Here is an 18419-nt window from a genome sequence, read left to right as displayed (position 1 = left end):
GCCCTGGGTGATGGAAGCTGATCCCGCAGGAATCTGCGGGGTGGGGGATGTTAGCAGCTACGGCCGGCTTGCCACAGGCGCGCCAACTGCTCGCCGCTGTCGCGTAGCAATCCCGGCGCCTGTGCAATGGCGTCTTGCAGGCTCATGGGGCCGAAGCTGATGGAAAAGCAGCCGGAAAACCCGGTCTGCAGCTTTTCCAGCGATGTTCTATCAATGCCTCCGGAGAGCAGAGTTGTGGGGACGCCCGCGCGGCGCGCGCGCTGGCTTGCGATGAAGGGGGCCTTGCCGTGCAAAGTCTGGGCGTCGCTGCGACCTTCGCCCGTGATGAGCCAGTCGGCACCTGCCAGCGCATCATCCAGTCCGATATGGTCGGCCACCGTTTCTGCGCCCGAGCGGAATTGCGCACCCAGCATCAGCAGTGCATACCCCAGACCACCCGCGGCCCCCGCGCCCGGTTGATCCGAGGCCCGGCGGCCGAGTGCCGGCTCAAGGACGCTGGCGAAATGTCGCAAGGCGCTGTCTATTACCGCAACCTGGTCGGCCGCCACGCCTTTTTGCGGTCCGAAGACCGCCGTTGCGCCCTCTTCACCGCACAGGGGATTATCGACGTCGGACATGGCCACGAAATGGGTTTCCTTGATGCGGGGGTCCAATGCGGACACATCAATGCTGACTACCCGGTGTAGCTGCGCGGGTTGCGGTGGTATCGCCTCGCCGGCACCATCCCGCAATACCGCGCCCAGGGCCACAAGCAGGCCGGCGCCGCCGTCATTGGTGCTGCTGCCGCCCAGCGCAACCAGGAATCGGCGCGCGCCGCGATCCAGGAGGCTCTTGATCGCGTCGCCTACGCCCAGGGTGGTGCGCAATTGCACCGCTACGCCCGTTCCTGCCGGGTCGGTCAGTCCGACGATGGCAGCCGACTCCACGACGGCACTGCCATCCTTGAGGATGCCCACGGGTGCGTTCGCGTCTTGTCCGGCGGCATTGCGGCAATTGACGGTGAAGCGTTCGCCGCCCGCATGCATGAGCGCATCGAGCGTGCCTTCGCCACCGTCGGCGATGGGGCAAAGCCGGACTTGGGCATCAGGAATTGCGGCCGAGATCCCGGCGCCGATGGCGGCAGCAACTTCTTCAGCCGAGAGAGAGCCCTTAAACGAATCGGGCGCGATGACGATGATGGGTTTGGGCAAGGAGGGGCGGGCAGAGGTCATGGTGGGTTCGTAGGCTCAGGCCATGCGCATTGCGGCGTCAGGCGTGTTGGAAAGGTCTCGGGATGTTTTGAGCAGCGGACAATCGGCGTTGCTGCTGCTGGCTTTGGCGTGATTATATAAGCTGGGTCCGGTTTGATTATGGCCTTGCAGGTATAGACAGTAGCAACGGTGGCAAAAGCCGCGGGGCTGAAGATTTCTTCGTAGACTGTCAATTGAAGCTGAAGCGCGTAACAAAAGGTAAGGAGGGTGGCTGGTCGGAAGCGACTGAGCGATAGTGCGATGTTGGCAAACTGCGCCCAAGGAGTAATGCCTATGAAGCCCTCTGTCCGTGTACCGCTCTATCGCGGTCTTCTGCTGGCCGCCTTGCCTGCCTCCTTGTTGCTGGGCGGCTGCGTGGCTGTGCCCGTCAGTCCATACAACGGTGCTGCCGTCTATCCCGCCCAACCGGTTTATTCCCCCTATTACGCTTATCCATCCTATCCCGCGTATCCGGCGTACAGCTATCCGTCGTCTTCCTTCTACTTTGGCTACAGCAATGGCTGGGGTGGGCGAGGGCGCTGGCGTTGAGCTGCCTGGTAAGCAGTACCCGTGGCTTGAACTCGCTGTGTCCATGGCAAAACCGGCTAGAATGTTGCCTTCCTTGATAGATGGGTCTGACAGGGTGGGTGTAGGTTGGGGCGCATGGGCGTTTCATCCGTAGCGTAATGGCATCGACCGCAGATCGGCCGCCCACTGCTGTCGCCACATGGTATGAGTTTTAACGTTTCGTCGACCCGATCAGATATTATTTCCCGCTCCCGGCGTCGCACGATGCTGGGCATCGTGTCGTCCGTACTTGTCCATGCGGCGGTATTCATGTTTGTGCGGGCCAAGCTCAATGAGGCGCCGCTCAAGCTGGAGTCTCCAGGTCGACCCGATGCCCCCTTGCAGGTCAGCTTCGTACGTCCGCCAGCCCCGGTGCGCGTGGAGCAACCGGAGCCCCCCAAGGCTGTACCGGAACCCAAGAAAGTCCAGCCTCCCCCCAAGAAGCCGGTGACCAGGTCGGTACCCCGGCACAGTCCGACACCTGCGCGCCAGGCGTCGCCGCTACCAACGGCGCCCACGCCCAGCAGCAATGCATCCGCGTCGGTTCAGGCAGCACCTGCCGAAGACTTCATGACTTTCGCCAATCGCAATCGCCAAAGGCGTGAAGAAGCAGAGCAGGCGGCGGCGCAGGAGAATGCGGCGGCGCGAGCTGCCGAAAACCCGTCGGCCAATGACATTGCCCGCGCCAACATCGCCTTCCAGGACAAACGGGGGCGCGGCACGAACGGCGTCTTCCAGATCATCAGCATGGGGCCGCGGGTAGCGCAGTACAGTTTCCGCGGCTGGACCACGGATCAGCGCCGGAGCCAGAATCAGTTGATCGAAGTGGATGCCGGCTTTGGCGGCAATGTGCAGCTGGCTGTGGTCGACAACATGATTGCGCTCATCCGCCGTTACTATCAAGGCGATTTCAATTTCGACTCGCAGCGACTGGGTAGAGTGGTGACGCTTTCTGCCCGGCCGGAAGACACCAAGGGCTTGCAGAATTTCTTGCTCAACGAATTCTTTGGCGGTCGCTGAACGAATACGGCAGCGACGCTGCGGGATCGCGGTTGAACAGTGTGTTCGTGCGATCCGGAATGATGCCCTCGCGAAGCTGCCCGAAATATTTAAAAATGTTTTTGAGAAACAGTTGAATTAATAACATATTCGCTGCTATAATCTTTGTCTTCAGTCGGGGCGTAGCGCAGCCTGGTAGCGTACTTGCATGGGGTGCAAGGGGTCGTGTGTTCGAATCACACCGTCCCGACCAATCAATTTGAAAGTGTGACGAAAGTCACGCATAAACAGCACTGTGATTAGGCGAGAGCTTGATTCCAGTGCTGTTTTTCTTTGCTGCCTCACTTTTGATGCCCCCGGTTCGGCCCGAATAAGGCACGGCGCTTTGTGCTGTGCGAGAAAAAACTCCGAATTACTGCAACCGCATCGCCTTGCGCGAGGTCTCTACAGAATTTGCGGAGTGACCTCGCGATGAACCAGTCAAATCAGCCCGGGCAATCTACCCAAGCCCATCGGCGCTATCACGACGTTGATATCCTTCGTTTTTGCGCCGCAGTCGGTGTCATGCTGCTGCATTATCTGGTCCGCGGTTTTGCACAGGGGGATGATTACTCTCCAGTGTTCTATGGTGAGGTTGCCAACTTCGTCAAGTACAACTACCTGGCAGTCAATCTGTTTTTCATGATTTCCGGTTTCGTCATCTTGATGAGTTCGGAGAACGTCACCGCTCGTGTCTTCCTGCGCTCGCGCGTGCTGCGTCTGTATCCTGCGTACTGGTTCTGCTGCACAGTCAGCTTCGTTCTCACCTATATCTTCATCAACCATATCTTTCATCTCACCGTCCCGCGATATGTGTTGAACATGACCATGCTCAACGGATTCTTCGGCATTGGTTTTGTCGATGGGGTCTACTGGACGTTGCTGGTGGAATTGAAGTTCTATCTTCTGGTTCTTTTCGTCCTGCTCCTGGGGCAGATGGCAAGGATTGAATGGGTCTTGGCCGCTTGGTTATTGTTGTCGATCCTGCAGATCTTTTTGAAAAGCGAGCTGGTGGAAAAGTATTTCATTACCAATTTCGCCAGCTTTTTCATCGCCGGTTGTCTCTTCTATCGCATTTCCAAGCGAGGTGTTACGTGGTTCCGGCTCGCGCTACTGGTATTGGCCCTACCCGTGGGCATCCACTATGAGCTTCTGGACCTGGTGCGGCGTGCCGCCCATTACACGGGCCTTGCCTACTACAATGAAACGGTTTTCGTCATTTGCACGGCGTTCTACCTGCTGTTTGTCGTGGTCATCACCCGTCGATCGACCTCTGCCACCTATGCAGGTGTTTCACGCCTGCTAGGCAGTCTGTCCTACCCGATCTATCTGATCCACTTGAACGTCGGGCTGGTGCTCTACAACCTGATCGGTAACAGTCTGGACAAGTGGCTGTTGTTGGCGCTGGTTTGCGCCACGATGATCGTTTTTGCCTACCTGATCAACCGGTACGTCGAACGCCCATTGGCTGCTTTCATGGGGCGAAAGATTCCATCAGGTTCGACCCGCGCGAGCTCTTCATTGGCGTGATCGATTTTGCGTGGGGCTTGAACCTGGCGGGAACGGGGGGCGAGGTTACATAAACACACAATTCCGGGTCCGCCCGTGCTTAACCCCATCCGTTATCTGATCACCACTTATAAGTGGCAGCCGGCCAACCCTAGCCGGCACATTCCGCCAAACAAGATCAGGAGCGCAAGCATGAAATCCCTACTATTGATTCCGGCCGTGGCCGTGGTCACGGCCCTGAGCGGCTGCGTGGTCGCACCACCCACCGTGCGGCCCGCCTACGTGGCACAGCCGACCTACGTTGCGCCCCCGGGTGTGGTCTACGTGCAGCCGACCTACGCTTCACCCGGACCCGGCTGGGTCTGGGAATACCACTCCTATTACGGCTGGGGCTGGCATCATCCGCACTATGGCTGGCATCGCGGCTGGCGCTGATTGATGCCGAATGAGGCGCAACGATGCATCAGGCGCAAAAAGCGGCATATAACTTGAAAACAGCGGCCTAGGCCGCTGTTTTTCATTTCTGTGTGTAGGGGGAGGGCTCACCACGCCGGTATCAGTGCAGTCGCAATTCCAGCGTGAGATGTCGCAGACCGTCCACTTCCGATAATTTCTGGCGAAGCAGGTCTTCAGAAGTCGCCTTCGCGGCGGATACGCTCACAATCGCCGCCCGCGCAGTCGGGCCAATGCGCCAGACATGCAGGTCGTCGATCTGTATCTCCGCGCCGGCCAGCGCCTGCTCTATGCGGGCAGCGACCTGGGCATCGGTCACGTCCAGCAGCACCGCCGCACTGGAGCGCAGCAGGCTGTATGACCAGCGTGCAATGACCACGGCACCCACCACGCCCATCAAAGGATCCAGCCAGGTCCAGCCCAGATAGAGGCCAGCCAGCAGGGCAGCAATGGCCAGCACCGAGGTCAGGGCGTCGGCCACGACGTGCAGATAGGCCGAGCGCAGATTGTTGTCGTGTCCGTCGTGATGGTGGCCGTGTCCATGCTCTTCATGGGGATGGGCGTGGTGTTCATGTGCATGCCCGTGATCATGACCGTGATCATGACCGTGATGACCATGATGACCATGATGACCATGATGGCCGTGGTCCCCATGATGCCCATCCATCAGTAGCCAGGCGCTGGCGATATTGACGATCAGTCCGACCACGGCGATCGGGATGGCTTCGCTGAAATCGACCGCACTCGGGCTGGCCAGGCGCCATAGGGATTCGCCGCCGATGCCGATGGCAATCACCGCCAGTACCAGCGCGGAGGCGAAGCCGGCCAGGTCGCCGACCTTGCCGGTGCCGAAGCTGAAGCGCCCATCATGGGCATGGCGCCGGGCGAATACATAGGCGCCGGCGGCAATGGCCAGCGCGCCGGTGTGGGTTGCCATGTGAAAGCCGTCGGCCAGCAGTGCCATCGATCCGGTCAGGAAGCCTGCAGCGATTTCGGCCACCATCATCACGGCGGTGAGGGCGACCACCCACAGGGTGCGGCGGGTATTGCGGTCGTGGTTGGCGCCAAGATAGACGTGGTCATGGCGCAAGGGGGAGGTGCTGGGCATGTCGTTTCCTTATTTGGCGTAGCGGCGGATGGCTTCCAGGACTTCTTCCAGCCCCTGCTTGCGTTCCTCGTCGGTCAGTCCGGGGCGGGCCACATGTTCGCGGGCATGGGCTTCGATCAATTCGTCCATCAGGCCGTGCACCGCGCCGCGGATGGCGGCGGCCAGATGCAGGGTGCGGCCGCACTCGGCGTCCCCTTCCAGTGCACGTTCCAGGGCCTGGACCTGGCCGCCGATGCGCCTGACCCGGTTGAGCAGGGCATCCTTGTCTTGCGTCAGGTGTGCCATATACCATACCCCCCTATCCTATAAAGGCGCCATTATAGGCTGACATCGGGCAGCGCGGGGCATTTTGCGGCAATCCGAACGCTGCATAAATTCTCATGTCGTGGAAAAATACTTGCCCGTGTGCAGTTTTATTCAGTTATACGTAAGCTGTGCGCTATAGCCTCAGGACAATGCGGCGTGTTGCGTCATGTTTCGTCCGCATCCAACTCTGCCCAGGGCAGGAATAAAAGAAGCGGGGGCTACCCGCAAGGAGACATCGATGGCGAAGAACAAAAGTACGGGGGCGGCCGGCGCCGGGCTGACGTCGCAAGCCTGGCAGGGGGCCTTGCCCTGGTTGGCCGGGCTGGTACTCGGTGGCGGTGCGGCGCTGGCGCTGGATGCCGTGGGGGCAGGGCGCTGGCTGGCGGCACCTTGGGTCAGTTGCGTGGCCGTGCTGCTGGGTTTGGTCGGTTTCGCGCTGGTGCGTGGCCGTGGCCAGCCCCGTGGCGATGCGATGGTCGACAGGATCAGCGACGAAATCGATCACATCATGATCGGCGCAGCTGAAACCTCGTTCTTCGTCGATACCATCAAGAACAAGATCAGCAAGGATGTGGGGGCGGCCGATCGGATTGCTGCCAGCGCCGAGCAGAATGCGGCGACCACCGAGCAGATTGCCGCCAATGCCGAGCGCGCCTCGGCGATCGCGGCCGAAGTGCGTACCGAGAGCGTCAGCGGCCGGGCCGAGGTCGATCGTGGCCTGCAGCAGATCGGGCAGGCACGTACCGACGCCCTGTCGGCGTCGTCGATGATGGCGCAGCTGCAGGAAAAGTCGCGCCGCATCCATGGCATTACCGAGGTCATCAGTGAAATCGCCGCCCGCACCAATCTGCTGGCATTGAATGCTGCCATCGAGGCCGCGCGCGCCGGTGAGCAGGGGCGCGGGTTTGCGGTGGTGGCCGGGGAAGTGCGGCAACTGGCCCAGCGCACCAAGGAAGCCACCGACGACATCGGCGTCATGGTGCGCGCCATCACCGAAGAGGCCGAGCGGGCAGCCTCGGGCATGAACTCCCTGAGCAGCAGGGTGCTGGAAGCGGCCCAGAACGTGGAAAAGGTGCATACCCTGCTCAACAGCATCGAGCGTTCGTCCAGCCAGTCGCAGGAGCAGATCGAGGAAATTGCCGTGGCTTCGCGCGAACATGTCCAGACGACCCAGGAAATCGCCGAGGCCATCACCGACATCCGCAACGGCATGCTGCAGACCGACGGTGAGCTGCCCCGCGTGGCGGCGTCGGCGATGCTGCTGTCGGAGCGGGCGGAGGCGGTGTTCGAGGCCATCGTCGATGGCGGTGCGCGCAGCGGACACGACGAGATCCGCGAAGCCGCCGCAGAAGCAGCGCAGGCGGTGGGGAGCCTGTTCGAAAAGGCGATCCGTGCCGGGCAGATTGCCGAGGCGGCGCTCTTCGATCGCACCTACAAGCCGATTGCCAATACCTCACCGCAAAAGCACTCCAGCCAGTTCGATGGCTTTACCGACCGCGTATTGCCCGCACTGCAGGAGGCGCTGCTGGAGCGCATGCCGCAACTGGCCTACGCCGGTGCGGTGGACAACAATGGCTATTTTCCTACCCACAACAAGAAATTCTCTCAGCCGCTGACCGGCAATTACGATATCGACCTGGTCAACAACCGCACCAAGCGCATCTTCAGTGACCGCACCGGCAAGCGCTGCGGGGCCAATACCAAGCCTTTCCTGCTGCAGACCTACAAACGCGATACCGGTGAGGTGGTGCACGACCTGTCGGTGCCGATCTATGTCAATGGCAAGCACTGGGGCGGCTTCCGGGTGGGCTATCGGTCCAGCCATGCGGCCGCGCCCGCGGCGGTACCGGTGGTCTCGACTGCAACGCCTGCCACCCTGGCGCCGTCCACTGCAGTACGGGCGTCGGCCACCCCGCGCGGGGCAAGGCCGGTGAGGATTTCCAAGGTTTGAGAAGGGTATGCATGCCCGTGTCGGATTGACTTGTCGCAATAGGGGGGTAAAACCGTTTCATTTCCGAGGCTGATTCGCTTGACCCCGTCCGGCGCCTGTTAGATTATTCGACGAGGGGACGCTCGCCCGCATGGGACGGGCGATAGACAGCAAGTGGCCGGCCTGCGAGCAGGCTGCGCCAGGGAAGGAAAGACAGTGAAGCCTACGGTGCCAAGCAAGGGCGAATCATCCGGCAAGGAGTTCGATTTCAACAGCCGTGATTTCGAGCGCGTGCGTGGCCTCATTTACCAGCGGGCCGGGATCGCCCTGGCCGACAGCAAGCAGGAAATGGTGTACAGCCGTCTGGCGCGGCGCCTTCGGGCCACCGGCATCACTTCCTTCCAGCAGTATCTCGACATGCTCGAACGCACCCACGACTCCGACGAGTGGGAAGCCTTCACCAACGCCCTGACCACCAACCTGACCTCGTTCTTCCGCGAGGCACACCATTTCCCCATCCTGGCGGATTTCCTCAAGACCCTGAAGGAGCCGGCCACCATCTGGTGCTCGGCGGCGTCTACCGGGGAAGAGCCCTATACCATCGCCATGACCGCCTGCGAGGCCTATGGCTCGATGACGCCGCCGGTACAGATCGTGGCCACCGACATCGATACCAATGTCCTGGCCACCGGCGCCAATGGCGTCTATCCCATGGAGCGCATCGAAAAGATGGCGCCCGAACGGGTCAAGAAGTTCTTCCTGCGTGGCAAGGGTAACCATGAGGGTTACGTGCGCGTGCGCCCGGAATTGCGCAAGCTGATCACCTTCAAGCAGCTGAACCTGCTGGCCGATGGCTGGCCCATCAACGGTCAGTTCGATGTGATCTTCTGTCGCAACGTGATGATCTATTTCGATAAACCTACCCAGAGCAAGATCCTGTCCCGATTCGTTCCATTGATGAAGCCTCATGCCTTGCTGTTCGCCGGCCATTCGGAGAACTTCCTGTATGTCTCCGATGCCCTCAAGCTCAAAGGCAAGACGGTCTATGAACTCAACGCAACGCAGCGTGGCGCAAGGACCAAGCCATGAGTCAGGCGTCCGAGCAGATTGCCACCAATCTCTACTACGACCGCACCTTCGATTGCGATGCCGCCAAGATCCTGCCGGGCGAGTATTACTTCACCGGCAAGGACATGATGATCGTCACCGTGCTGGGCTCCTGCGTCTCGGCCTGTATCCGGGACCGTGTCTCCGGCATTGGCGGCATGAACCATTTCATGTTGCCCGACGGGGGCGGTGACGATGGCAGTCCGATCTCGGCCTCGGCCCGCTATGGCACCTATGCCATGGAAGTGCTGATCAACGAAGTGCTCAAGTCCGGTGCCCGTCGCGAAAACCTGGAGGCCAAGGTGTTCGGCGGCGGCAACGTGCTGCGCGGTTTTTCGGCCATCAACGTGGGTGAGCGCAATGCCGAATTCGTACGGCGCTACCTCAAGGCAGAAAACATCCGGGTGGTGGCCGAGGACCTGAACGATATCTATCCCCGCAAGGTGTATTTCTTCCCCCGCACCGGCAAGGTGCTGGTGAAAAAACTGAAACAGATGCACAACAATACCCTGGTGGACCGCGAAAAAGCCTACGCCAGCAAGCTGGTCACCAAGCCGGTGGGCGGCGAGGTGGACCTGTTCTGACGGCCATGATCAGTCAGCAGGGTAATTCCGAAATTTGAGTGATTGAGTGATGAAAATTAAAGTTCTTATCGTCGACGACTCCGCACTGATCCGCAGTGTCATGCGTGAAATCATCGGCAGCCAGCCGGACATGGAAGTGGTGGGCGTGGCGCCCGACCCGATCATCGCCCGCGAGCTGATCAAGCAGACCAACCCGGACGTGCTGACGCTGGACGTGGAAATGCCGCGCATGGACGGCCTGGATTTTCTGGAAAAGCTGATGCGCCTGCGCCCCATGCCGGTGGTGATGGTGTCGTCGCTGACCGAGCGTGGTTCCGAAATCACCCTGCGGGCGCTGGAGCTGGGCGCCATCGATTTCGTGACCAAGCCCAAGATCTCCATCCAGAGCGGCATGCAGGAATATGCCGACATGATCGCCGACAAGATCCGCGCCGCCGCCAAGGCACGCGTGCGCGCACGCCCGTCACGTGCGGCCGAGCAGGCTGCCACCCCAGGCGAAGCCTTGCCGCAGATCCGCAATCCGCTCACCAGTAGCGAAAAGCTGATCATCATCGGCGCTTCCACCGGCGGCACCGAGGCCATCAAGGAATTCCTGATCCGCATGCCTTCGGACTGCCCCGGCATCCTGATCACCCAGCATATGCCCGAAGGATTCACCCGTTCCTTCGCCCAGCGCCTGAACAACCTGTGCAAGATTTCAGTAGTGGAATCGGCCGGCAACGAGCGCGTGCTCCCGGGGCACGCCTATATTGCGCCCGGCCATTCGCACCTGAAACTGGTGCGCAGCGGCGCCAACTACATGACCCAGCTCGACCAGGGCCCGCCGGTAAACCGCCACCGGCCCTCGGTGGATGTGCTGTTCCAGTCGGCGGCGACCTGCGCCGGCAAGAACGCCGTGGGCGTGATCCTGACCGGTATGGGCAAGGACGGCGCGCAGGGCATGCTGGAAATGCGCAATGCCGGCGCCTACAACTTTGCCCAGGACGAGGCCTCCTGCGTGGTCTTCGGCATGCCCCGCGAAGCCATCGCCATTGGTGCGGCGCATGAGGTTCTTTCGCTGCAGGCCATGCCGGGAAGGGTGCTGGCGTGGCTGGCGGAACACGGAAGCCGTGCCCTGCGGGTCTGAAGCCGCGCGATACGCTTATTGTTCTGCCAAATTTGCTATTGCTGCACTACAATGCGTTGCATATGAGAGGCAGCTTGAGGTTTCACCTCAAACTGGGAAGATAAGAAGGATTCGGTTCAAGTGAGCCTAGGCACTTGCCGTTATCCACGAATTCAATTGTTCAGATGGAGTCTTAGCATGTCGGGTCCCAATACCAAGTTCTTAGTCGTCGACGATTTCTCGACCATGCGCCGCATCGTGCGCAACCTGCTCAAGGAATTAGGCTACACCAACGTGGACGAGGCCGAAGATGGCGTCCAGGCGCTGCAAAAGCTGCGTAGCGACCAGTTCGATTTCGTCGTCTCCGACTGGAACATGCCCAACATGGATGGCCTGACCATGCTGCAGGAAATCCGCAAGGACCCGGCCCTGTCCAAGCTGCCCGTGCTGATGGTCACCGCCGAAGCCAAGAAGGAAAACATCGTCGCCGCTGCCCAGGCGGGTGCCAACGGCTACGTGGTCAAGCCTTTCACCGCGGCCACGCTGGATGAGAAGCTGGGCAAGATCTTCGAAAAGATGGCCGCAGGTGGCTGAGGTGGAAGGCGGCCTCAATCCCGCCCGTACCGCGTCCGCCGAGGGTGCCGCGGTCAGCGAAGAGGTATTGGTCCGTATCGGCCACATGACGCGCAACCTGCACGACAGCTTGCGCGGCCTGGGCTTCGACCGCCTGCTGGAGCGCGCCGCCAGCGACATGCCCGACGCGCGTGACCGCCTGGAATACGTGGCGCGGATGACCGAACAGGCCGCCCAGCGCGTGCTCAATGCCACCGAACTGGCCAGCCCCTTGCAGGAGCGCATCCACGACGGTGCCGGCGAGCTCAAGGCGCAGTGGGAAGCGGCCACCGCCGGCAGCTTCTCGGAAGCCCAGTACCGTGAACTGGGTGCCCGCACCTCGGCCTTCCTGGCGCAGGCTGGCGAAGACAGCAGCGTGACCAAGCAGCAACTGCTGGACATCATGATGGCGCAGGATTTCCAGGACCTGACGGGTCAGGTCATCAAGCGCGTCACCAAGCTGGCACACGACCTGGAGTCGCAACTGGTGCAACTGCTGGTCGATTACTCGCCCTCGGAAACCAAGCGCGAAGATACGGGCCTGCTCAATGGCCCCCAGATCGACCCGGCCGGCAAGGATGTCATCGCCAACCAGGGGCAAGTGGACGATCTGCTGGAGAGCCTGGGCTTCTGATCCCGCGTGTCTCTCCCTCGAAGGCCTTGCATATTGTCTGATGGGCAATCTGCAAGGCCTTCGTCATTGTTGCTTGTCTAGGGCCTGTTCACATTTAATCTGCGAGATGCGTTGCCCCCAGAAGGCGTGGTGGCAAGGCGCGCGTCAGGGCTGGTGGTGGTGCCACCAGCCCTGACGTGCAACGCGGCCAGCGCGCCTTCTGGGGGCAACCCTCCGGGAGAGGCCGCCAAGCGTCGCCTGCCGTTGTTGCAGCTCCTTGCCGTAGCACCACTACGGCGCGTCGCCGCGCCTAGGCAGACAACGCTTGGCGACCTCTCGCACTCGCAGATTAAATGTGAACAGGCCCTGGTATGTCGTGGAAATGCCACGTATCACATTCAACATGCAAATTTGACTTTGCCCTGTATCGCCTATGCCGGAAGAAGCGTGCGGTACACCGCCTTCGAGACGCGCCGTTCTGTCCAAGGCAGAGCCTGGGGCTTTTGCCTAGTCCGAAATGGGGGACGTTTTCGCCCCTATTCCCGTGATGATGGCGCCTCCCGGTCGCCAATAATCCTAGCCTATTGTTCTAGAAATCCGTCCAGCGCACGCGACGCCGGGGGGCAAGCAGTTTTGCAGGGGGATACGGCGGATGGCCGAAGACAGCGATATGGAGCGGACAGAACCCGCCACGAGTAAACGCATTGAGCGTGCTCGTGAGCAGGGTGATGTGCCGCGCTCGCGCGAGCTGGCCACTTGCCTGATGCTGCTGGTCGGCGGCAGTTGCGTCTGGGCCTTCAGCGGCCCGGTCGTGACCAGCCTGGACCGCATCATGGTCGCCACCCTGAGCATGGAGCGCGCGGCGGCCTTCGATCCGGTGGTGCTGTTCAACATGCTCAGCGCCCATCTGCTGGATGTGGCCATTGCCATGATCCCCATTGCCTTCATGATGACCCTGGCTGCCATGGCCGCGCCGCTGATGCTGGGCGGCTGGCTGTTCAACGTCGAATCACTGGCGCCCAAGTTCAGCAAGCTCAATCCCATCAGCGGTTTTGGCAACATGTTCTCGGTCAACTCCCTGGTCGAGCTGGGCAAGGCCGTGCTCAAGACGCTGCTGGTGGGGACCGTTGCCTGGTTGGCCATCCGAGGCCAGATTGATGCGGTGCTGGGGCTGGGCGTGGAATCGCTCAAGACCGCCGGCGCCCATTCGGCGTATCTGCTGTGGACCAGCTTCATCACCATCGTGTCGGCGCTGATCCTCATTGCCGTGCTGGACGTCCCTTATCAGATCTGGAACTACGGCCGCAAGCTGCGCATGACGCGTGAAGAGGTCAAGCAGGAGCACAAGGAATCCGAAGGCGATCCTCACGTCAAGGGCAAGATCCGCGCAATGCAGCGCGCCATGGCACGCCGCCGCATGATGGCCGAGGTGCCCACCGCCGATGTGGTAGTGACCAACCCGACCCACTACGCGGTCGCGCTGAAATATACCGAAGGCAAGATGGGCGCACCGAAGGTGGTGGCCAAGGGTGCCGACGACATCGCCGCCAAGATCCGCGAACTGGCGCGCGAGCACAAGGTGCCGCTGCTGGAAGCGCCGCCCCTGGCGCGCGCCTTGCACACCCATACCGAGATCGGCGACGAGATCCCCGAGGCCCTTTATACCGCCGTGGCCGAGGTGCTGGCCTACGTGTTCCAGTTGCGCACCTTTGGCAAGTTCGGTGGCGACCGTCCGGTGGAGCCGACCGACCTGGCCGTGCCCAAGGACCTCGATCCGGCCACTGCACCTCCCAAGACACGCGGCCCCAAGAATAGAAGCAGGCAGTAACGATGGCGACCAAACTCAATACGATGAAAATTCCGGCCTGGGTGCCGATCAAGAGCGGCAAGGCCTTCGCTGCGCCGATCCTGATCGTCATGATGCTGGCGATGATGGTGCTGCCGCTGCCAGCCTTCATGCTGGACCTGCTGTTCAGCTTCAACATCTCGCTCTCGGTGATCGTGCTGATGACGGCGCTCTATACCGTCAAGCCGCTGGATTTCATCGCCTTCCCGGCGGTGCTGCTGGTGTCGACCATGCTGCGCCTGTCACTGAACGTGGCCTCGACCCGGGTCGTGCTGACCGAGGGCCATACCGGCCCGGACGCCGCCGGCAAGGTGATCGAAGCCTTCGGTCACTTCCTGATCGGCGGCAACTACACGGTCGGTATCGTGGTGTTCGTGATCCTGACCATCATCAACTTCATGGTGGTGACCAAGGGTGCCGGCCGTATCGCCGAAGTGGGCGCGCGCTTCACCCTGGATGCGATGCCGGGCAAGCAGATGGCGATCGACGCCGACCTCAACGCCGGCCTGATCGGTGAGCCCGAGGCCCGCGCCCGCCGCAAGGAAGTGGCACAGGAGTCGGAGTTCTACGGTGCCATGGACGGTGCCTCCAAGTACGTGCGCGGCGACGCCATCGCCGGCATCATCGTGACCGTGGTCAACATCGTCGGCGGTCTGGTGGTGGGGATGGTCCAGCACGACCTGGCCTTCGACGCCGCACTGAAGAACTACACGTTGCTGGCCATCGGTGATGGCCTGGTGGCGCAGATTCCCTCGCTGATCATCTCGACGGCCGCCGGTGTGGTGGTCTCGCGCGTGGCCAACGACCAGGACGTGGGTGGCCAGCTGATCAACCAGCTCTTCGCCAAGCCGGAAGTGCTCTACATTACTGCCGTCATCATCGGCGGCATGGGCCTGATCCCGGGCATGCCGCATATCGCCTTCCTGCTGCTGGCGGCTGCCATGGGCGGTGGCGCGTATGCCATCAGCAAGCGCGTCCAGACCGCCAAGGCCGAAAGTGCCGCCACCACCCCGCAAGCCGCAGCAGCTGCGGCCGCGCCCGCCGAAGGCGAGGAGGCCAGCTGGAACGACGTCATGCCGGTCGATACCCTGGGCCTGGAAGTGGGCTACCGCCTCATCCCGCTGGTGGACAAGGGGCAGGGCGGCGAACTGCTCAAGCGCATCAAGGGCATCCGCAAGAAATTCGCCCAGGAAGTCGGCTTCCTGTCGCCGCCCATCCATATCCGCGACAATCTGGAATTGAAACCCTCGGCCTACCGCATTACCCTCAAAGGCGTGGAAGTGGGCAATGGCGAGGCCCATGCCGGCCAATACCTGGCGATCAACCCGGGTATGGTGACCGGCCCCTTGCCGGGCATGATGACTTCCGACCCGGCCTTCGGTCTGCCGGCCGTCTGGATCGACAACAGCCTGCGCGAACAGGCATCGACCATGGGCTATACCGTGGTCGATGCCGGCACCGTCGTCGCCACCCACCTGAACCACCTGATCACCACCCATGCTTCCGAGCTGCTGGGCCGCCAGGAAGTGCAGAGCCTGCTGGACCACCTGGCCAAGGAAGCGCCCAAGCTGGTGGAAGATCTGGTGCCGAAGATGTTGCCCCTGGGTACCTTGCAGAAAGTGTTGCAGAACCTGCTCACCGAAGGCGTGCACATTCGCGATATGCGCACTATCATCGAAACCTTGGCCGAGCACGCCGCGCGCATCCAGGACCCGACCGATCTCACGGCCATCGTCCGCATCGCGCTGGGTCGGGCCATCGTGCAACAGATTTTCCCGGGCGAGAGCGAGTTGCCGGTCATGGCGCTGGACTCCAAGCTCGAACGTCTGCTCATGCAGGCGCTGCAGGCCAGCGGCGACACCGGCGGTATCGAGCCGGGTCTGGCCGATTCGCTGGTACAGCAGACCGAAATTGCGGCGCAGCGCCAGGAGCAGCTTGGCTACGCGCCGGTACTGCTGGTGGGGGCGCCGCTGCGCACGTTGATGGCGCGCTTCCTGCGTCGTGCCATGCCGCAGTTGCGCGTGTTGTCGCACGCTGAAGTGCCAGAATCGAAAACGATTAAAGTTACCAGCCTAGTTGGAGGGCAAGCATGAACGTCAAGAAATTTATCGCCAATTCTTCTCGCGAGGCCTGGCGTCAGGTCCGCGAGGCGCTTGGCCCGGATGCCGTCATTCTCTCCAACCGCAATATTCCCGATGGGGTGGAGATCCTGGCCATGGCCAACGAGGATATGACCACCCTGGTGGCACCCACCGGTGCGCGCGAAGCTGGGGCTCGCCCGCAGGCGGCCTCGCTGCAGCAGCAATCCGGTCTGCCGCCGGCGCAGCAGCCCAAGCGTCCCGCACTGCTGTCTTCGCCGCTGGCGCAGCAGCCGGCCCGCGCCCTGCGTACCGAGCAGGCACCCCTGCTGGACCAGCCGGCCCAGGGTCGGGCACCCGCCCGCGCAGCAGAGGCTGCACCCGGCCCCGATGCGCGCGTCTGGCGCAGCCGTCGTGCCGGCGGTGCCGCTGCCCAGCCGCCTGCGGCCGAGGCTGGCGATGCCGCAGAACAGGATCAACGTCCGCGTTCGGCGCTGCCTGAATTCGACGGCAAGGACTACGACGAGATCCTGTCCGAGGTCATGAGCGAAATCCGCTCCATGCGTGGCGTGCTGGAAACCCAGCTGGCCGAGATTTCCTGGGGTGGCGCGCAAAAGCGCGAGCCGCTCAAGGGCATCGTCCTGAAGGAAATGCTGGCCGCCGGCTTCTCGGCCAGCCTGTCGCGCCTGATCACCGAAAACCTGCCGTCCAACTCCAAGTCGCAGGACATCATGTTCTGGGTCAAGTCGGTCTTGGCGCGCAATCTCAACACCCTGGCCAACGAGAACGAACTGCTGGAAAACGGCGGCGTCTTCGCCCTGGTCGGCCCCACCGGCGTGGGCAAGACCACCACCACCGCCAAGCTGGCCGCACGCTGCGTGATGCGCCATGGGTCCGGCAAGCTGGCCTTGATCACCACCGACGGTTACCGTATCGGCGGCTACGAACAACTGCGCATCTACGGCAAGATCCTGGGCGTGATGGTGCATTCGGTGAAGGATGAAACCGATCTGCGCATCGCCCTGGAAGAACTCAAGGGCAAGCACACCGTGCTCATCGATACCGCAGGGGTGGGCCAGCGCGACCAGATGGTGGCCGAGCAGGACGCCATGCTGGCCGGCGCCGGCGTGGACATCAAGCGCCTGCTGTGCCTGAACGCCACTGCCACCGGTGGCACTCTCAATGAAGTGGTGCATGCCTATTCCAGCTCCGGTCTGGCCGGTTGCATCATCACCAAGCTCGATGAAGCAGCCACCATCGGCAACGTGCTCGACGTGGTGATCCGCCACAAGCTCAACCTGCACTACGTCGCCAATGGCCAGCGCGTGCCGGAAGACCTGCACGTGGCCAACAAGCTGTACCTGGCAGACCGTGCTTTCAAGCAGAAACGCGAGACCGCCCCTTTTGAATTTCAGGAAGGCGAACTGCCCGGCGTGATCGGTCCTACTGCGATGTCCATGAACGACAAGGGTCTGCGCGAGGTGAGCTTTGGCTAGTTACGATATCGACCAGGCCGCAGGACTGAGGCGGATGCTGGAGCGTCCGGTTCCCCGGCTGTTCACTTTCTTCTCGGTGCTGGGTGAAGAAGAGAAGAGTGCCATGCTCATCAATATTGCCGCGTCCCTGTCGCAGGCCAAGCATAACGTGCTGGTTGTCGATGGCGACGTGGCCAGCACCGGGCTGCTGACCCGCATCGGTCTGCGCCACGACGTGGCCACGCTGCAGGAAGTGGCGCGCATGGAGCGTCCCTTGCGCGAGGCCACCCGCATGCTGCCGGAAGGCTTTGCCATGGCCCGTATTGCCCGTCGCAGCGTGCCGGTCGCCAGTGATCCGCAGGCCGGACGTCTGGCCGAGATTTTCGACAGCCTTATCGAGCAGGCCGAGATCACCCTGGTCAACGGCGTGCTGGCGAGCGACCAATCGCTGCCGGTGCCGACCATGGAAATGGGTGAGATCGTGATCCAGGTATCGACCACGGCCACCTCGATCAAGGCTGCCTATGTGCTCCTGAAGAGCCTGAGCGACCGCATCGGGCGGCGTCCCTTCAGCCTGATCGTCAATGATGCCACCGAGGCCGAGGCGCGTACTGTTTACGCCAACATGGCCCAGGCCGCCAGCCGCTATCTGGCGGCGCAGTTGAAGTTCCTCGGCGCCATCCCGGCCGATGACCATATCCGCCGTGCTACTGGTCAGGGGCGGGCGGTGATGGATGTGTTTCCCTTTGCCGGTGCGGCGCTGGCTTTCCAGCGTCTGTCCAAGCAATTCACGGCGGCCGATACGGCCCGCAGCACTTACGGAATGGCAACCGATGGTGCAAGTCTGGGAGTGTGACGT

17 protein-coding genes and 1 tRNA gene are annotated in these 18419 nt (G+C 61.9%); 15 read left to right on the top strand and 3 right to left on the bottom strand.

Going from position 1 to position 18419, the window contains the following annotated elements; genetic code table 11:
* Positions 1-50: 50 nt before the first annotated feature.
* Positions 51-1211, bottom strand: a complete 1161-nt coding sequence (locus HBH1_RS12455) for a glycerate kinase (protein ID WP_102662993.1) — start codon at positions 1209-1211, stop codon at positions 51-53.
* A 312-nt stretch (positions 1212-1523) separates the two neighbouring features.
* Here HBH1_RS12455 and HBH1_RS12450 point away from each other — a divergent pair, with 312 nt between their 5' ends.
* From HBH1_RS12450 to HBH1_RS12430, 5 genes are all read left to right on the top strand, one after another.
* On the top strand, positions 1524-1778 hold the full coding sequence (locus HBH1_RS12450; protein ID WP_077237027.1) for a hypothetical protein: 255 nt from the start codon (positions 1524-1526) through the stop codon (positions 1776-1778).
* A gap of 243 nt (positions 1779-2021) precedes the next feature.
* Positions 2022-2816, top strand: coding sequence for a hypothetical protein (locus HBH1_RS12445; RefSeq protein ID WP_102662992.1), 795 nt, complete (start codon positions 2022-2024; stop codon positions 2814-2816).
* Between the two features lie 155 nt (positions 2817-2971).
* Positions 2972-3048: transfer RNA gene (locus HBH1_RS12440), tRNA-Pro, on the top strand.
* A gap of 218 nt (positions 3049-3266) precedes the next feature.
* Positions 3267-4364 (top strand): acyltransferase family protein, encoded by a 1098-nt coding sequence (locus tag HBH1_RS12435; RefSeq protein WP_102662991.1) that lies wholly within the window; start codon positions 3267-3269, stop codon positions 4362-4364.
* Between the two features lie 171 nt (positions 4365-4535).
* Complete coding sequence (locus HBH1_RS12430) at positions 4536-4778, top strand: hypothetical protein (RefSeq protein WP_039876334.1); 243 nt, start codon at positions 4536-4538, stop codon at positions 4776-4778.
* A 121-nt stretch (positions 4779-4899) separates the two neighbouring features.
* On the opposite strand, the gene dmeF is transcribed toward HBH1_RS12430, so the two are convergent.
* Together dmeF and HBH1_RS12420 are read right to left on the bottom strand one after the other, a co-directional pair.
* Positions 4900-5904: a CDF family Co(II)/Ni(II) efflux transporter DmeF gene (gene dmeF / locus HBH1_RS12425; RefSeq protein ID WP_102662990.1), complete on the bottom strand. Its 1005-nt coding sequence runs from the start codon at positions 5902-5904 to the stop codon at positions 4900-4902.
* Positions 5905-5913: 9 nt separating this feature from the next.
* Positions 5914-6189: a metal/formaldehyde-sensitive transcriptional repressor gene (locus HBH1_RS12420; RefSeq protein ID WP_102662989.1), complete on the bottom strand. Its 276-nt coding sequence runs from the start codon at positions 6187-6189 to the stop codon at positions 5914-5916.
* A gap of 325 nt (positions 6190-6514) precedes the next feature.
* Between HBH1_RS12420 and HBH1_RS12415 the strand changes: the two genes are divergently transcribed.
* The 10 genes from HBH1_RS12415 (at position 6515) to HBH1_RS12370 (ending at position 18416) form a co-directional block, all read left to right on the top strand.
* A complete protein-coding gene (locus tag HBH1_RS12415; RefSeq protein ID WP_102663005.1) occupies positions 6515-8161 on the top strand; it encodes a methyl-accepting chemotaxis protein in 1647 nt (548 codons plus the stop codon).
* Positions 8162-8356: 195 nt separating this feature from the next.
* Positions 8357-9229: a CheR family methyltransferase gene (locus tag HBH1_RS12410; RefSeq protein WP_077237031.1), complete on the top strand. Its 873-nt coding sequence runs from the start codon at positions 8357-8359 to the stop codon at positions 9227-9229.
* On the top strand, positions 9226-9831 hold the full coding sequence (gene cheD, locus HBH1_RS12405; protein WP_006712749.1) for a chemoreceptor glutamine deamidase CheD: 606 nt from the start codon (positions 9226-9228) through the stop codon (positions 9829-9831). The genes HBH1_RS12410 and cheD overlap by 4 nt, the downstream gene beginning before the upstream one ends.
* 49 nt (positions 9832-9880) lie before the next feature.
* Positions 9881-10957 carry a protein-glutamate methylesterase/protein-glutamine glutaminase gene (locus tag HBH1_RS12400; RefSeq protein WP_039876336.1) on the top strand — a complete coding sequence of 359 codons (1077 nt, stop codon included), beginning with the start codon at positions 9881-9883 and terminating at the stop codon, positions 10955-10957.
* A gap of 177 nt (positions 10958-11134) precedes the next feature.
* Positions 11135-11530: a chemotaxis response regulator CheY gene (cheY, locus tag HBH1_RS12395; RefSeq protein ID WP_006712751.1), complete on the top strand. Its 396-nt coding sequence runs from the start codon at positions 11135-11137 to the stop codon at positions 11528-11530.
* Entirely contained in the window at positions 11523-12182 is a 660-nt protein-coding gene (gene cheZ, locus HBH1_RS12390) for a protein phosphatase CheZ (protein ID WP_102662988.1), read from the top strand. The genes cheY and cheZ overlap by 8 nt, the downstream gene beginning before the upstream one ends.
* Positions 12183-12813: 631 nt before the next feature.
* Complete coding sequence (flhB, locus tag HBH1_RS12385) at positions 12814-13989, top strand: flagellar biosynthesis protein FlhB (RefSeq protein WP_102662987.1); 1176 nt, start codon at positions 12814-12816, stop codon at positions 13987-13989.
* A 2-nt stretch (positions 13990-13991) separates the two neighbouring features.
* Positions 13992-16100: a flagellar biosynthesis protein FlhA gene (flhA, locus tag HBH1_RS12380; protein ID WP_102662986.1), complete on the top strand. Its 2109-nt coding sequence runs from the start codon at positions 13992-13994 to the stop codon at positions 16098-16100.
* Positions 16097-17581: a flagellar biosynthesis protein FlhF gene (gene flhF, locus HBH1_RS12375; protein ID WP_102662985.1), complete on the top strand. Its 1485-nt coding sequence runs from the start codon at positions 16097-16099 to the stop codon at positions 17579-17581. Before flhA ends, flhF begins: the two co-directional genes overlap by 4 nt.
* A gap of 34 nt (positions 17582-17615) precedes the next feature.
* Positions 17616-18416: a MinD/ParA family ATP-binding protein gene (locus HBH1_RS12370; RefSeq protein ID WP_102662984.1), complete on the top strand. Its 801-nt coding sequence runs from the start codon at positions 17616-17618 to the stop codon at positions 18414-18416.
* Positions 18417-18419 lie beyond the last annotated feature (3 nt).

Source organism: Herbaspirillum sp. BH-1, assembly GCF_002870055.1.
In the GTDB taxonomy this organism is placed as follows: Bacteria; Pseudomonadota; Gammaproteobacteria; order Burkholderiales; family Burkholderiaceae_D; genus Herbaspirillum; species Herbaspirillum frisingense.
This window is presented reverse-complemented; position numbering and strand designations above follow the sequence as displayed.

Bases quoted from the DNA above. Each gene is read 5' to 3' on its own strand.
- flhA (WP_102662986.1), top strand. From the start codon at position 13,992: ATGGCGACCAAACTCAATACGATGAAAATTCCGGCCTGGGTGCCGATC.
- dmeF (WP_102662990.1), bottom strand. From the start codon at position 5,904: ATGCCCAGCACCTCCCCCTTGCGCCATGACCACGTCTATCTTGGCGCC.
- HBH1_RS12420 (WP_102662989.1), bottom strand. From the start codon at position 6,189: ATGGCACACCTGACGCAAGACAAGGATGCCCTGCTCAACCGGGTCAGG.
- HBH1_RS12430 (WP_039876334.1), top strand. From the start codon at position 4,536: ATGAAATCCCTACTATTGATTCCGGCCGTGGCCGTGGTCACGGCCCTG.
- HBH1_RS12450 (WP_077237027.1), top strand. From the start codon at position 1,524: ATGAAGCCCTCTGTCCGTGTACCGCTCTATCGCGGTCTTCTGCTGGCC.
- cheD (WP_006712749.1), top strand. From the start codon at position 9,226: ATGAGTCAGGCGTCCGAGCAGATTGCCACCAATCTCTACTACGACCGC.
- HBH1_RS12370 (WP_102662984.1), top strand. From the start codon at position 17,616: ATGCTGGAGCGTCCGGTTCCCCGGCTGTTCACTTTCTTCTCGGTGCTG.
- flhB (WP_102662987.1), top strand. From the start codon at position 12,814: ATGGCCGAAGACAGCGATATGGAGCGGACAGAACCCGCCACGAGTAAA.
- cheY (WP_006712751.1), top strand. From the start codon at position 11,135: ATGTCGGGTCCCAATACCAAGTTCTTAGTCGTCGACGATTTCTCGACC.
- HBH1_RS12400 (WP_039876336.1), top strand. From the start codon at position 9,881: ATGAAAATTAAAGTTCTTATCGTCGACGACTCCGCACTGATCCGCAGT.
- HBH1_RS12445 (WP_102662992.1), top strand. From the start codon at position 2,022: ATGCTGGGCATCGTGTCGTCCGTACTTGTCCATGCGGCGGTATTCATG.
- flhF (WP_102662985.1), top strand. From the start codon at position 16,097: ATGAACGTCAAGAAATTTATCGCCAATTCTTCTCGCGAGGCCTGGCGT.
- HBH1_RS12455 (WP_102662993.1), bottom strand. From the start codon at position 1,211: ATGACCTCTGCCCGCCCCTCCTTGCCCAAACCCATCATCGTCATCGCG.
- HBH1_RS12435 (WP_102662991.1), top strand. From the start codon at position 3,267: ATGAACCAGTCAAATCAGCCCGGGCAATCTACCCAAGCCCATCGGCGC.